Source organism: Pedobacter frigiditerrae (genome assembly GCF_032678705.1).
Lineage (GTDB): Bacteria > Bacteroidota > Bacteroidia > Sphingobacteriales > Sphingobacteriaceae > Pedobacter > Pedobacter frigiditerrae_A.
This window is the reverse complement of the sequence record NZ_JAVTSS010000001.1, coordinates 1,496,779-1,511,265: the sequence shown is the minus strand read 5'-3', so window position 1 is coordinate 1,511,265 and position 14,487 is coordinate 1,496,779. Positions and strand designations below refer to the sequence as shown.

Sequence of the window (14,487 nt, the reverse complement as noted above, 5' to 3'; positions counted from 1 at the left end):
ATAGAATTAAGCCTCACTAAGGTTTTTTCTACCCATCAAATAATAGACGATTAATCCACCAAAAGGGAAAACCACAACGATGTTTGTCCAAATCAGTTTTTTAATTTTCTTTTTATAAGGATGTTTAGCAATATCATTAACCGCCCAAATGATGGAAGCTAACCATAAGCCAACTAATACATAAATAAAGATGATGCCTGCGTTCATAAAATTCTTTTCTCTAAAATAGCAATAAGAATTAACATTCGCCAACTATTCAACATTGTGCAATGACTATTTACAAATTACTTAGCTTTGAAATTCAAAGAAAAATTATGAGAACAATAGCAGAGTTACCACATCCAGCATGCAAGATTACCTTGTTTAACATGAACCAAAAATACATCGTAAAGTTTGAACAAGGACCGCTTGAACAAAGCTATAAAATATCAGAGCTGGAACTTACAGGAGGAGGAGCGAATGAGATTTTTCAAATGCTTGATGAAGAATTTATAGCTACCGTTGTTGAGAGATTTAAGACAATGAGGAGCGATTTTTCTGCAGCTTACCAAAGACAACAGTAATTATTTAGATAAAATAGATAACTTGCTGTAATATAGTAGTTTCGTATATTAAACAAAATTTTATTTTGATCTTTAGCTACATAAAGACTACAACTACAATTATTAAAATAAGTATTAGTTTAATTAAATAACTATAACTTATTGATAATTAAACTAATAAAATAACAAACAATATAATATTTGGAAGTACAAATTCGCCAAATATTATAGAGGTTTTATCAAAAAATCAATAATTTTAATCAGAATAAATTTTAGAAAAAACATTCAGTAAATTGTTAGTAGGGCACTAAATCTATATACCAATAGCCAATTTCATTACCAGACTGATTTGGGTCTGGGAAAGTTTTACGCAGCTTCTCTCCTAGTGTAAAATCTATAGGTTTGCTAAAAATTGGTCGATCAAAAACAAAGGTATGGAATTCTCCATTTTCACCAGCTGGGTCAATGTTTTGTGGCAAATCATCTAAGAAAGATTCGTCTATTATTCTTCCACAAAAATCTTGTAAACCTTCTTTTGCACAAACAACTATTGTTTTATACCCTAATGCAATAAATTCTTTAACCAACTCTAAACTATCTCTTTTCCATAAAGGAAAAACTGCTTGCATTCCGATTTTACTTAATTGGGTTTCTCTATAGAACTTTAAATCCTCTAAAAAAATATCTCCAAAAATAGAATGATGAATTCCTTCAGATTTTAACTTATTTAAAGCTTGCCTTAATTCTTGTTCGTAAATCTCCATATCAGGCATTTCAGGAAGACGTACTTGAACTAAAGGAATTTTTAAACTACTAACCTGTTCTAACAACAAAGCCTCCCTCACGCCGTGCATAGCGATTCTATTAAAGCCATCATTCACGGTAGTTAGCAAATAGCGAATATAGAAATCATCGTTTTGCAAAACATAATGCAACGCTAAAGTACTGTCCTTGCCGCCGCTCCAATTAAATACCGCTGGTTGTTTAGGCATTTTCGATTAATATTTTAGCTACTTCTTTTACTCCTGCAGTTGCAGACTTTTCAATCTTAATTACATTTTGATAATGATTTACTGCTGGAATTTTTGGGTCGACAATGTATTTTGAAACTTGTTTGGGAACAAAATCAATTAAACCAGCCGCTGGATAAACAGCTAAAGAAGTACCTACCAGCATGAACAGATTTGCTTCCTCACAAATTGCGGCTGCAGATTCTATCATCGGCACTGCCTCACCAAACCAAACTACATGAGGTCGTAGTTGTGAACCAAGCTCACACAACTCTCCCATTTTAATATCATCACCTTGAATTGGGTATAATAACGAAGCATTTTTATCTGATTGCGCAAATGTAATGATACCATGTAAATGCGTAATGTTAGTCGACCCAGCACGTTCATGTAAGTCGTCTATGTTTTGAGTAATGATTTGTACATCAAAATGTTCTTCCAGCTTTGCTAACATTAAATGGGCCTCATTAGGCTTGGCATTTAAAACCTGTTTCCTTCGTTCATTATAGAATTGTTGCACCAATGCAGGATTTCTATCCCAAGCTTCAGGAGTTGCCACATCCATTACATTGTAGCCTTCCCAGAGTCCGTCAGCATCTCTAAATGTTTTTAAGCCGCTTTCTGCACTAATACCCGCCCCAGTTAAAACTACTAATCGTTGTTTCATGTTCTAAATTAAACAAAAAACCCTTCCGAACATTATTCGAAAGGGTTTTAACTTTATTATTTTAATCCTTAAGAATGGATTGCAGTATTTCTATTTAAACTTAAAGCAGGGTATTTTGCTTTTAACATTTCAAATGCGCCAAACATAATAGCCGAATAAACCAAAGTTCCGTATAAGAAATTCAATTCAAAAGGAATGGCATCTACTAAACAAGCCCAAAAACCTGCCAATGTTTGTGGATGGATTGTTTGAGCAAGAAAATAGCCATAATCTGAAACAATCCAATGAACAAATACAGCAGCAATGCTTGCACCTAAAACATTCTGAACGTTTACTTTTTTAATCATCAGTTTTCCTACTGTTACCATTAAAATAAATGCAATATAGGTATAGTACCATCCATCGTAGAAGCCATATTCTTTGCCCATTGTTAAGAAAAGTCCTAAATCACTCAATAACAGCACGGCTACTGGTAATAAAAACGCATTCAAATTATTTTTGAAATATGCACCTCCGAATATGGCAACAGCACCTATTGCTGAAAGATTAGCAAACAATTTAAAGTCAGGAGAAAGTGGAGCAATTACTCTTATGCCAATAATAACCAGCATAAATAATAACAAAACCAATGTTCTAGGGGTGAAAATATTTTTCATTTCTTTTTTTTAGTGTCACAAAATTAGCTTTTTTAATGCTGAATAAAAAATTATAGATATTACCTTTAAATATTAGCTATAAAAATTATGAGAAAATTATCCCTTTGTTTATTACTCTTAATCAACATCAAAGCGATGGCGCAAAAAACAGATACTACATTTTTAAAAATACTAATGGAAAGTAAACCTGAATTATTTTCTGGAATATTAAATCATCCTAATAAAAATGAAGTGCAAATCATGTACACTCAGGTTACAAGAGATAAAAACAATAAACCAAGTTTCAAAAGCTTTAGCTATAACCTTAACACAAAGCGATATTTTTATCCTGCAAGTACGGTTAAACTAGCGGCTGTAATCTTCGCTTTAGAAAAGATAAATGAATTAAAGATTAAAGGACTAACTGCTAACTTAACTATGATTACGGATAGCAGTTTTAAAGGTCAGACGAAAGTTTTGAAGGACGAAAGCGCTGCAAATGGAAAACCATCATTAGCTCATTATATTAAAAAAGTATTGCTAACCAGCGATAATGATGCTTACAATAGATTATTTGAATTTATTGGCAGAGCTGAAATTAACGCCAAGCTGAAAAAATACGGAATGACAGATAGCCGAATCTTAAATCGTTTAGCCATAGGCGATGGCGGTGAATCTGCCAGACATACCAATCCGATTGATTTTTATGAAGGGGATAAATTAGTTTACCATCAAGCTGAACAATATGACGCAAAAGATTATCCACTAGAACTAATCAATTTAACTGTAGGCAAAGGTTATATGGATAGCAATGATAAGCTTGTTAACGAACCTTACAGCTTTGCCAATAAAAATGTTTTTACCATTGCTGACCAACAGTCTTTAATGAAACGTTTAATAATGCCCGAAGCTTATCTTGTTAAAGAAAGGTTCAACTTAAGGGCTGAAGATTATAAACTCATTTACACTTACATGAGTAAACTGCCAACAGAAAGTGATTTCCCAAAATATGACCCGAAAGAATTTTGGCCAACTTATGCGAAGATGCTTTTTTATGGAAGAGAAAAAGAGGCGGTTATAGACCCAAATATTAGAATTTTTAACAAATACGGAGATAGTTATGGCTTCATTATAGACAACTCCTACTTTGTAGATTTTAAAAACAAGGTTGAGTATTTTTTAACCGCAGTTGTACAAAGCAATGAGGATGGAATTTATAATGATAACAAATACGAATATGAAACTGTATGTTATCCTTTTATGAAAAACCTAGGTAAAATGATTTATGAGTTAGAGTTAAGTAGGCAGAAAAGACACTTGCCAGATTTGAGTAAGTTTAAGATGGATTATGGGAATTAGTCTTTTTATCTTGTAAATATTCTTTAGAAGTCGTTATGAGGAGAACTGAAGTTGTTTCTGCCTTACTATAAATGTAAAGGTATTTACCATTTATATAAGTTTTATTTAAAGCTCCATTTTTATTATTAGTTTCAACTAAATTAAATTTCGTAGCTAAAATCTTAGTTTCTAGCTCAATAATCGTTTTCATATTTGCGGTCATAAATAAGATAATTTTCGGCGGGCCTTTCAAATATTCAACCATTCTAATTTTGGTTGGTTGAATATCACCATTCGGACTTTTATATCTGTAATTGCTCAAATAAACTATATTATCATCATTCTTAAGTTCATTAATTTTATTCCATTTATTAATGTTTATCTTTTTTTCCAGTATCTGAATAGGAACATCAAAAAGAAGAGTTAATTCTTTAATATCAACTACTTGTGCATTACATAAGTTAGCCCTTGACAATAAAAACATAACCAAAATTAATTTCTTTATCATAGAAGAATAAATGTTCGATTAATTTATGAAATAAAAATCCAGCTGCAAAATCTTATGAATGCCATATTTCAAAGGGGATTGTCACGGCTGAAGAAAAATCAACTTCTCAATGACGTAAATCTTCAACTAAAAAACCCTCCCGATATACCGAGAAGGCTTTTTCATTTATTAGGGATGAATATTATTTAAAATTAAAGCTTACACCAGCATTCATATTGAAACCCATTGTTCGGTAACCAATAATCTCAATGTACTTTTCGTCAGTTAAGTTTTTCAAATCTGCGAAGATTTTAACACGTTTTTTAGCCAAAGCATATTCCACATAAAAGTTAAATAACTGATAAGAATCCAGCACCTTATTAACTGAAGGAAAAGTACTAAAATCACTATCAGTTCTTTCTCCAGTAAATTTATAGTTAGCACTTAAGTATAAATTTTCAGTCGCTTGAACACCAGCATTAACTCCATAAGTATTTTTTGGTCTACGCAAAAGAATATCCGACACCTTAGTTCCAGTAATTTGTTTTCCTTCAACATAGGCGTAATAACCGTTCAATGAGAATTTACCAAACTTTATACTTGGTTCAATTTCAAAACCTTTATCTTTTTGTTGGTCTTGATTAATATATCCTGTTGCCCCATAAATAATGGCGTCTTCCATATCTCTCTTGAAACCAACAACGCGAAGATTAATTTTCTCATCTAAGAAATTTAAGCTTGCTCCAGCTTCATACGTTAATGCTTTTTCTGGCTTTAAGTTCAAGTTAGCTCCATACATACCAAACAACATATCTAAAGTTGGTGCTCTAAATGCAGAAGAAATTGTACCAAATAACTTTACCTCTTTAACAATATTGATGCTTGGCGTTACAGCATAAGTGTAGTTTTCACCGTATTTATTGTGCTTGTTATAACGGCCACCAACTTCTAAATTGAAAACACTTAAATCGTGTAAAAACACAGATGCATAAGTACTGAATAAATTTGCTGATGGTTCTTTTGTTGCAGCAGCACTAAAATAAGTTACTGAAGTTGCTCTATTATCTAAACCTAAAAGGATGTTTACTTTCTCTCCCAGATTTTGATTGTAGAAAACATCAAGCAAATCCATTTTACCTTGGTATTTGCCACCATATAAACTTTTATATTCACGATTAGTATTCTCGTGACTATAATTTAAACTGATTTTTCCTTTGCCTAATTGATAAACAGCATTTAAACCACCATTAAAATGTTTTGAGATTGAGGTGTTGTTTGCGTCAGTAAAGGCATTATCATCATAATCAAACTTGCCTTCATAATAACGTGCAAAAGGATTGATGCTAAATCTCTTATCAACTTGTATGGAGAAGTTTGCGTTTAATGCATCTTGTTTAACACCATCTTTATCAAAAACTTGAGTATTTCCTGCAGGATTTTCAGCCTCAGAGATTCCATCAGTTTTAAAATGAGAATAACTTAGGTTATAAGTAAAAGCATCAACTTTACTGCTTAATCCAATTTGTCCTTTATAAGTTCCATAGCTTCCAGCAGATGCCACACCATAAACATTATTACCTTTTGTGCCATTCTTTTTAGTGATAATATTGATAACACCAGCAACAGCATCAGAACCATAGATAGTCGACTGACCACCTCTTAAAATTTCAATTCTCTCGATTTGGTCGATGGCCAATAAACGTAAATCGAAAGCACCTCCAGTTCCAGAAGGATCAGTAGCTAGAACACCATCAATTAAAATAACGGCATAAGCACTTGCTGCACCTCTAAAAAACACGCTTCTTTCTTTACTTGCGTTACTTCCAGCACCAACAACTGTAATTCCAGCTTGCTGATTTAACAGTTCGGCCAAGTTTCTTCCGCTACTACGAGCTAATTCTTCGCTTGTAATGATTGTTACTACTTTACCTGTTTGTGATTGTTTTTGTTCATTTTTTGTGGTAGAAATAACCACTTCATTTAATGTTTTGGCATCTTGTGCCACAGCAGATTTACCCAAAAGGGCTAATTGCACAAGTCCTAGACCTGCGACAATCAATTTTGTTTTTTTGTTCATTTGTTGTGAGTTTTTCACGCACAGCAACAGAATCAGAATAGAAATGAGGTATAAAAAGTCCCATTCCTAGCTTCAATCCCCGAAAGCTATGAAATATTAAACTTTTAGGCAGGTCTTCTGACTTACTCTGGTTTTCCTGTCTTCCCATCCGCCAGTTGGCGAAAAGTGACTTTAGATTTGAAAAACTTTAATAGAGCTTACAGCTGCGGGACAGTTACAGATTTACACTGTATTCCCTTTTAATTCCGATGTTAATCGGAAACCAAAAAGCGACGCAAAGGTATATTTTAATTTACTAAGAAAAAAAATGTTCTTTTAATTTAAGAAAGCAAGCACAAACATTAGGGCTAAAACTATGAAAAATGGCACTAACAACATTTTCGCAGCTTTATTTCTAGTGTCTTCTGGGTATGCTAAGAAGTTATCTACGTAATGAGTGAAATTTTCCTGAGTACCAATGGTTTTATTAATGATGAAATAAATTAATCCTCCAAATATGACGGCGAGTAATTTTCCAGTAGCCTTTCCATTGTTACCAAAAGTATTTCTTAACATCCTTCCTAAACCATTACTTATTTGAGGTACAAAATAACATAATGCTAAAATTGCCGTGGTTAAAAACATAATCAAGAATGCGGTCAAAAAAATGTTTCCATTCAACCTTCCTTTGTTGCCATCTTTTCCATTACGTTTTATTTCGTCGTACTGACTACCATACAGAGCTTCTAAATAAGTCATATTGTTCATTTAATTTATCATACAATAATCTTAAATAAAAAATGGATTTTTAATACCTGCTATTGGGTATTTATCTGTTATTTTCCGTCTAAAATTTTTAAGGTCGGTCAAACAATCATAATTGTCCAAATGGGATAAAATATTTATAGAAAAACATTTGACCTCAGCTGGAATTGCACACCTTTAATGTCATTTCCTATAAGTATTTGACCTCGATGAGGTCAAAATATTCTTTTAAATGATAAAGTAAGCAGTATAAGTTATTTCTCGTTTAATAATTGATGTTTAATTGCTTCTAGTTGGTCGGCCTCTTCTTTTGGCAAGGTTGGATATTTTAAATTGAGAGATTCCAATGTTTCTTCAATTATTTGACTGATAGCCAATCTAGCGTACCATTTTTTATCTGCTGGAATTACATACCAAGGAGCATCATCCGTTGAAGTTTCTCGAATTGCATTTTCATAAGCAGCCATGTAATCTTTCCATAATGCTCTCTCTTTCAAGTCTCCAGCGGAAAACTTCCAGTTTTTACTAGGCTCTTCTATCCTATCCAAAAAACGTTGCTTTTGCTCATCCTTAGAAACGTGTAAAAAGAATTTTAAAATTACTGTACCATTTGCTACTAAGTGTTTTTCAAAATTCCTGATACTTTCATAACGCTCTTTCCAAAACTTCTTGTCAATTTTCTTTACATCGTCATAACCAGGAATATTTTCACTAAGAACATATGCTGGGTGAACTTTACAAACCAATACGTTTTCATAGTGTGATCGATTGTGAATTCCAATTTTTCCTCTTTCAGGCAAGGCTTTATAATGTCTCCATAAAAAATCGTGACTATACTCTTCGCTATTTGGTGTTTTAAAACTATAAACTTGGCAACCTTGAGGATTTAAGCCGGACATCACATGCTCAATGGCACTGTCTTTTCCAGCAGCATCCATGGCTTGAAAAATAATCAATAGTGAATGTGAATCTGACGCATACAAAGCCTCTTGATAATCTTTCAATTCTCCTTTCACACGTTCAAGCTCCTCTTTTCCAGCCTCTTTATCTAAGTGACCATCATAAGTAGTGCTATAATCCTTTATAGAAAATTGCATCCCTGCTTTTGCTAAATATTTTTTTGTGTTGGTCTTCATCGGTAAAATGATTTTATTTTAAATATAGACTAAAATTTAAGTAAATTAAATACGTTAATTTGTACTTACAGTTTTAACACATTTTAACACCTAAATATTTCACGTTTTTTCCATCTTTATACCATGTTTAAAGAAATAAAAAATAAGTACGTACGCTATTTCGCACTTTTTGTATTTTTCATCATAATCTTCTTTTGTGCACTACAATTAAACTTTCTTTGGCTATTTGGCTACTCTCCTAGTTACGCAGACATTAAAAAACCGGCCCAACGTGTGGGTTCAGAATTATACACGTCTGATGGGGTATTAATAGGTAGGTATTTCAAGGAAAATAGAACGCCAGTTAATTTTAATGAAATATCCCCAAGTGTAATTAATGCGTTGGTGGCAACGGAGGATATTCGTTTCTATAAACATTCAGGGATTGACATACAAGCAGTTGGTAGAGCTGTAGTTGGAATGGGTAAAGATGGTGGGGCAAGTACCATAACGCAGCAACTTGCAAAGAACTTATATCGTACTCGTTATAGCAAGTCGTCTGGTTTTGTTAAGCACATCCCATTGGTTAGAACATTGGTGTCTAAATTAAAGGAATGGATGACGGCTTTAAAGCTTGAATCTAACTATAGCAAAAACGATATTATCACCATGTACCTAAACACAGTTTCATTTGGAAACAATACTTATGGCATAAAAACCGCTGCAAGGATTTACTTTGATAAAGAAGCTAAGGAACTCTCCACAACTGATGCGGCCCTACTTGTGGGTATGCTTAAAGGTACATCGTTTTATAACCCACTTAAATATCCTGAAAGAACATTAGATCGCAGGAATACGGTTTTAAGTCAGATGAATAAATACAACTATTTAAGTAAGGACAGCTTGACATTACTTTCTAAACAACCGATGCAGTTAAAGGAAGGGAAAATGCAAGATAGTAGTGATGGCGATTCTTATTTAAGAGCAGCAGTTGACAAATACCTGGAAAAATGGTGTGAAGAGAACAATGTTGATTTATATGAAGATGGCTTTAAAATCTACACCACCATCGACTCAAAATTGCAAGGTTACGCAGAAGAAGCTGTAAAAGATCAAATGAGGATTTTACAAAGACGTTTTTATAGTGTTTGGGGCAATGAAGACCCGTGGGAAGATTCTGAACGCAAAAAGGTTGATTATCCCGATAGGGCTAAGAAGAACTTACCTATTTACGCCATGTTGCAGAAGAAATTTAACAACAATGCTGATTCGGTAGACGCTTACTTTAACAAGAAGAAAAAGATGAAAATCTTTACCTATAAAGGTGATAGAGATACTTTATTTTCTACAATGGATTCAATCCGCTATTATGGTAAAATATTAAATACTGGGATGATGACAATGGAACCAAAATCTGGCAAGATTAAGGTTTGGGTTGGTGGTATTGACCATAAGTTCTTCAAGTATGACCACGTTAATCAATCAAAACGTCAAGCTGGCTCTACGTTTAAGCCTTTCGCCTATCTAGCAGCATTAGAAAGCGGAATGAGTCCTTGTGATACTTTTGTAGATAAACCTGTAAAAATTGCTTATCAAAATAAGGGTAAAACAGAATATTGGGAACCGAAAAATGCCGATTGGAGTAACTCTTACCAAGAAATGTCTTTACGTTGGGCAATGGCAAAATCTGTAAATACCGTTACAGCTCAAGTAACGGAAAAAGTTGGATGGGATAATGTGGTTAAATGGGCCCATGCATGTGGCATCGAAAGTCCATTACAATCTGTTCCTTCAGTAAGTTTAGGCCCCAATGATGTAACTGTTTATGAAATGGTTAGAGCCTATGGTACATTTTTAAATGAAGGTGTAAAGGTTGACCCAATTTTAGTTGAAAAAATTACAGACCAAAATGATAATATAATTGAGGAATTTACTGCAAAAACTAAACGTGTACTAACCGAGGAAATAGCTTGGTTAATGTTATATATGTTTAGAGGAGGTATGGAAGAACCAGGAGGTACTTCTCAAGCTTTATGGGAATGGGATTTATTTGGCAAAAACAATCAAATTGGAGGTAAAACTGGTACATCATCAGATTATGTTGATGCTTGGTATATGGGTATTACCAAAGACTTAGTAACGGGTGTTTGGGTGGGGTGTGATGAACGTACAGCGCATTTCCAAAATGGCGAACAAGGTGAAGGTTCTCGTACTGCCCTGCCGATTTTTGCTAAGTTTATGGAAAAAGTTTACCATGATCCAAATAGTGGATATACCTATGGGCAGTTTCCAAAAGCTAAGGTAGAAATTACAAGAAACATCAACTGTGTTACACCTAGGCAACAAGTAGATACAGCAGAAGTTGATAGCACTCAAATTGATTCGTTAGATATGGAAGTTCCAATTATAGAGGAACAACCTCCTGTTTCAAAACCAGAAACAGAAGTTCAGAAGGTTGATGATAAAAAAACTACAGAACCTGTAAAACAAAACCCAGTAACTCCTACAGTACCACTTACTAAAAAAGAAGAGCGAGAATTACGTAGAAAACAAAGACAAGAAGAAAAAGAAAAAAAGAAAAACGGAAATGATAATTAATTGTATTTAAAACCATTAGTTATTCAACATCGTAAATAAAATACATTGTTTAGCAAAATCTAAGATTATGAATAGAACCACTACTTTTAAAAAGTCTTTATTGATTTTAACATTCATCCTAGTATCTGTTCTTTCTGTAAAAGCTCAATATTTTGGGCAAAATAAAGTGAGATATAAAAATGAAGATTTCAAGGTTTTGCAAACACCACACTTTGAAATCTACTATTATATTAAGAATGAAAAACTGTTGAAGAAATTTGCCCAAGATGCAGAAACTTGGTATAAAATGCATCAAGAGGTGTTTCGTGATACATTCTTGAGGAAAAACCCAATCATACTTTATAGTAATCATCCAGATTTTCAGCAGACTACAGCTTTAAATGGAGAAATTGGAGTTGGAACAGGTGGTGTTACTGAGGCCTTAAAAAACAGGGTTATTATGCCTGTTTTAGATATCAGTAGCCAAACAAGGCACGTTTTAGGACACGAGCTGGTTCACGCTTTTCAATACCATGTTTTATTAGAAAAAGATTCTATCAGTTTAGAGAATATCGGAAATACCCCTTTGTGGATGGTGGAAGGTATGGCAGAATATTTATCCGTCGGTAAAAAAGACGCCTTCACATCTATGTGGATGCGTGATGCTTTATTGAATAGAGATATTCCATCATTAAAAGATTTAACTAATTCTAATAAATACTTCCCCTACCGTTACGGCCAGGCATTTTGGACTTTTGTAGGCTCTCTTTATGGCGATACCACTATTGTTCCATTATTTAAGAATACAGCCAAATTTGGTTATGAAAATGGGATTAAATATACTTTAGGCTATGATGATAAAACGTTATCTGGTTTATGGAAAAATTCAATTGAACAACATTACAGACCATTATTAAAAGCCGATAGTTCACAAATTAAAATATCAGGTGCTAAAATTATCGACAATAAAAATGCTGGGAACATGAATGTTGCGCCTGCTATTAGTCCAAATGGGAATTATTTAGCCTTTTTATCTGAAAAGGATTTATTTGGAATTGACTTGTTTCTAGCGGATGCACGAACAGGAAAAATCATTAGAAAGTTAAGTAGCCAGATTGCTAACTCCCATATTGATGATTTCAATTTTATTGAATCTGCTGGTGCTTGGTCGCCAGATAGTAAACAATTTGCCTTTAGTATTTTTAGTCAGGGGAAAAATCAAATGCTCATTATTGATGTAGCAAATGGCAATACTATATCTCAAACAGCTATGGGGCGAGTTGAACAATTTGGAAATTTAACTTGGTCGCCAGATGGTAAGGAAGTAGCATTCTCTGGCATGGTTGAAGGACAAAGTGATATTTTCTCTTATAACTTAACTACTAAAGAGCTTACACAAATCACTAATGATGAATATTCTGATTATGCACCAAGCTTTTCGCCAGATGGCAAAAAAATAGTTTTCTCATCTGATAGAGCTGCTATAGTTGCTGGAAATATTAATGCTGTTAATCCGATTAATTTAACCGTTTACGATTTTACTACAAAATCTTTAAGCAATATTCCAGTTTTCCCTGGTGCTAATAATTTAAACGCACAGTTTTCTGGAGATAGTAAACGTATTTTCTTTTTATCTAATCGTGATGGTTTCAGGAACTTGTACGAATATAATTTAGATAACAGTTCTGTAAAACAATTGACTGATTACTTTACTGGTATTAGTGGTATTACGGAATTTTCTCCTGCTATAACTGTTTCTAGAAATGATGATATTGTTTACAGTTATTACAGATACCAAAGATATACGCTTTACAATTCTGCTTTAAGTAATTTCAAATCTAAAACTGTTGATGCTAAGGATGTAAACTTAGATGCAGCAGTACTACCTCCAATGGAAAACGTTGGCGTTAACATTGTTAACTCTAATCTAGGCAACTTTGAGCGCTTTGAGAAAACAACAACAGATTCAATGAAAACTGTGGCTTATGTTCCTAAATTTAAACTAGATTACTTAGCCAATAGTGGCGTTGGGGTTTCTACAAGCCGATTCGGAACAGGAATTCAAGGTGGCATTATGGCTATGTTCAGTGATATCCTTGGTAGAAATCAAATCATTGCCAATTTATCAATTAATGGAGAAATTTCAGATTTTGGTGGATTAGTTGGATATATTAACCAAAGACATAGAATTAACTGGGGTGTTGGTATTTCTCATATTCCGTATGTTACTGGATTCACAAGCGTCGGGTTTTATGATGGCTCTACAACAACAGACCCTATTGATACCATAAGCACTAACATATTAAGAACTTTTGAAGATAAATTAGAATTATTTGGCTCTTACCCTTTTAGCAAGGTTCATCGTTTTGAAGCTGGGGGTGCATTTTCTTATTATAGTTATCGCCTAGATAGATTTAATAATTATCATGTTGCAGGCAATTATCCCTATGGTTATTTAGGTTCTGATAGGGAAAAAGTATCCAATTCAAAAGGCTCAAGTCAATTAGGTATACCTTTAAAAGCATTTTCTATCATGCAAACAAATGCATCATTTATAGGAGATAATTCCATATTTGGAGTAACCGCTCCATTAGATGGATTTAGGTATAGAGTTGGTGCAGAAAAATATTTTGGTGATTATAATTTTGCTGCTGTTACAGTAGATGGAAGAAAGTATTTCAGAGCTAAGCCGGTTACATTTGCAGTAAGATCTTATAACTATTTGAGGCTTGGTGAGGATGGAGAAAATCTGTATCCTTTATATGCAGGCTACGGCTATTTAATCAGGGGTTACGATGCAAATTCATTTTACAACAGCAAATATCAAACCGTTGGTACATTTGATATTGATCAATTATCTGGAAGTAAATTAGCTGTATTTAATTTTGAAGCTAGACTACCTTTTACAGGTCCTAAAAAACTGGCGCAAATACAGTCAAGATATTTGTTTTCTGATTTAAACGTATTTTTTGATGCAGGCTTATCTTGGACAGAGACTTCTAAAGTTGTCTTTAAAAGTCAACCCACTTACCAAAGTATACCTTTAGTTGATAATCAAGGAAATCCGGTTTTAGATCAAGGTGGTAATCAAAGAACAACACTAGTAACTAATGAAAGAGTACCAGCGATGAGTGTAGGTGTATCTCTTAGGATTAATGTGTTTGGTTATTTTGTAATAGAACCATACTATGCATATCCTTTTCAACGTAGAGACTTAGGAGGTAAAGGTGTATTTGGTTTAAACTTTGCCCCTGGATGGTAAAAACATTAGCTTTAAATAAAAAAACCACGGCAA

The 14,487-nt window shown here is 33.5% G+C and carries 12 protein-coding genes and 1 riboswitch; of the genes, 4 read left to right on the top strand and 8 right to left on the bottom strand.

Annotated elements, in window-relative coordinates; translation table 11 throughout:
• Nucleotides 1-6 precede the first annotated feature (6 nt).
• Nucleotides 7-207 carry a PLDc N-terminal domain-containing protein gene (locus R2Q59_RS05995; protein WP_316784397.1) on the bottom strand — a complete coding sequence of 67 codons (201 nt, stop codon included), beginning with the start codon at nt 205-207 and terminating at the stop codon, nt 7-9.
• A gap of 107 nt (nt 208-314) precedes the next feature.
• Here R2Q59_RS05995 and R2Q59_RS05990 point away from each other — a divergent pair, with 107 nt between their 5' ends.
• Nucleotides 315-563: a hypothetical protein gene (locus R2Q59_RS05990; RefSeq protein WP_316766883.1), complete on the top strand. Its 249-nt coding sequence runs from the start codon at nt 315-317 to the stop codon at nt 561-563.
• A 275-nt stretch (nt 564-838) separates the two neighbouring features.
• Here R2Q59_RS05990 and R2Q59_RS05985 read toward each other — a convergent pair whose 3' ends face one another.
• The 3 genes from R2Q59_RS05985 to R2Q59_RS05975 all read right to left on the bottom strand — a co-directional run bounded on the left by R2Q59_RS05985 (nt 839) and on the right by R2Q59_RS05975 (nt 2,875).
• Nucleotides 839-1,534 (bottom strand): diphthine--ammonia ligase, encoded by a 696-nt coding sequence (locus R2Q59_RS05985; protein ID WP_316784395.1) that lies wholly within the window; start codon nt 1,532-1,534, stop codon nt 839-841.
• Nucleotides 1,527-2,219, bottom strand: coding sequence for an SIR2 family NAD-dependent protein deacylase (locus tag R2Q59_RS05980; RefSeq protein ID WP_316784394.1), 693 nt, complete (start codon nt 2,217-2,219; stop codon nt 1,527-1,529). The genes R2Q59_RS05985 and R2Q59_RS05980 overlap by 8 nt, the downstream gene beginning before the upstream one ends.
• 68 nt (nt 2,220-2,287) lie before the next feature.
• Entirely contained in the window at nt 2,288-2,875 is a 588-nt protein-coding gene (locus R2Q59_RS05975) for a DUF6580 family putative transport protein (protein ID WP_316784392.1), read from the bottom strand.
• A gap of 87 nt (nt 2,876-2,962) precedes the next feature.
• On the opposite strand from R2Q59_RS05975, the gene R2Q59_RS05970 reads away from it, so the two are divergent.
• Nucleotides 2,963-4,213, top strand: a complete 1,251-nt coding sequence (locus tag R2Q59_RS05970) for a serine hydrolase (protein ID WP_316784390.1) — start codon at nt 2,963-2,965, stop codon at nt 4,211-4,213.
• Here the strand turns inward: R2Q59_RS05970 and R2Q59_RS05965 are convergent.
• The 4 genes from R2Q59_RS05965 to R2Q59_RS05950 form a co-directional block, all read right to left on the bottom strand.
• A complete protein-coding gene (locus R2Q59_RS05965) occupies nt 4,191-4,700 on the bottom strand; it encodes a hypothetical protein (protein WP_316784388.1) in 510 nt (169 codons plus the stop codon). The genes R2Q59_RS05970 and R2Q59_RS05965 overlap by 23 nt on opposite strands.
• A 181-nt stretch (nt 4,701-4,881) precedes the next feature.
• Nucleotides 4,882-6,756, bottom strand: coding sequence for a TonB-dependent receptor plug domain-containing protein (locus R2Q59_RS05960; protein ID WP_316784386.1), 1,875 nt, complete (start codon nt 6,754-6,756; stop codon nt 4,882-4,884).
• A gap of 89 nt (nt 6,757-6,845) precedes the next feature.
• A riboswitch (cobalamin riboswitch) is annotated at nt 6,846-7,038 on the bottom strand.
• A gap of 33 nt (nt 7,039-7,071) precedes the next feature.
• On the bottom strand, nt 7,072-7,494 hold the full coding sequence (locus tag R2Q59_RS05955; RefSeq protein WP_316784384.1) for a hypothetical protein: 423 nt from the start codon (nt 7,492-7,494) through the stop codon (nt 7,072-7,074).
• Nucleotides 7,495-7,754: 260 nt separating this feature from the next.
• On the bottom strand, nt 7,755-8,636 hold the full coding sequence (locus R2Q59_RS05950) for a polyphosphate kinase 2 family protein (protein WP_316784382.1): 882 nt from the start codon (nt 8,634-8,636) through the stop codon (nt 7,755-7,757).
• A 123-nt stretch (nt 8,637-8,759) separates the two neighbouring features.
• On the opposite strand from R2Q59_RS05950, the gene R2Q59_RS05945 reads away from it, so the two are divergent.
• Both R2Q59_RS05945 and R2Q59_RS05940 read left to right on the top strand, forming a co-directional pair.
• Nucleotides 8,760-11,213 carry a transglycosylase domain-containing protein gene (locus tag R2Q59_RS05945; RefSeq protein WP_316784379.1) on the top strand — a complete coding sequence of 818 codons (2,454 nt, stop codon included), beginning with the start codon at nt 8,760-8,762 and terminating at the stop codon, nt 11,211-11,213.
• 67 nt (nt 11,214-11,280) lie between these two features.
• Nucleotides 11,281-14,454: a DPP IV N-terminal domain-containing protein gene (locus R2Q59_RS05940; RefSeq protein WP_316784377.1), complete on the top strand. Its 3,174-nt coding sequence runs from the start codon at nt 11,281-11,283 to the stop codon at nt 14,452-14,454.
• Nucleotides 14,455-14,487: the final 33 nt, after the last annotated feature.

Coding starts and splice junctions, on each gene's coding strand:
- R2Q59_RS05995 (WP_316784397.1), bottom strand. CDS start 207: ATGAACGCAGGCATCATCTTTATTTATGTATTAGTTGGCTTATGGTTA.
- R2Q59_RS05990 (WP_316766883.1), top strand. CDS start 315: ATGAGAACAATAGCAGAGTTACCACATCCAGCATGCAAGATTACCTTG.
- R2Q59_RS05985 (WP_316784395.1), bottom strand. CDS start 1,534: ATGCCTAAACAACCAGCGGTATTTAATTGGAGCGGCGGCAAGGACAGT.
- R2Q59_RS05980 (WP_316784394.1), bottom strand. CDS start 2,219: ATGAAACAACGATTAGTAGTTTTAACTGGGGCGGGTATTAGTGCAGAA.
- R2Q59_RS05975 (WP_316784392.1), bottom strand. CDS start 2,875: ATGAAAAATATTTTCACCCCTAGAACATTGGTTTTGTTATTATTTATG.
- R2Q59_RS05970 (WP_316784390.1), top strand. CDS start 2,963: ATGAGAAAATTATCCCTTTGTTTATTACTCTTAATCAACATCAAAGCG.
- R2Q59_RS05965 (WP_316784388.1), bottom strand. CDS start 4,700: ATGATAAAGAAATTAATTTTGGTTATGTTTTTATTGTCAAGGGCTAAC.
- R2Q59_RS05960 (WP_316784386.1), bottom strand. CDS start 6,756: ATGAACAAAAAAACAAAATTGATTGTCGCAGGTCTAGGACTTGTGCAA.
- R2Q59_RS05955 (WP_316784384.1), bottom strand. CDS start 7,494: ATGACTTATTTAGAAGCTCTGTATGGTAGTCAGTACGACGAAATAAAA.
- R2Q59_RS05950 (WP_316784382.1), bottom strand. CDS start 8,636: ATGAAGACCAACACAAAAAAATATTTAGCAAAAGCAGGGATGCAATTT.
- R2Q59_RS05945 (WP_316784379.1), top strand. CDS start 8,760: ATGTTTAAAGAAATAAAAAATAAGTACGTACGCTATTTCGCACTTTTT.
- R2Q59_RS05940 (WP_316784377.1), top strand. CDS start 11,281: ATGAATAGAACCACTACTTTTAAAAAGTCTTTATTGATTTTAACATTC.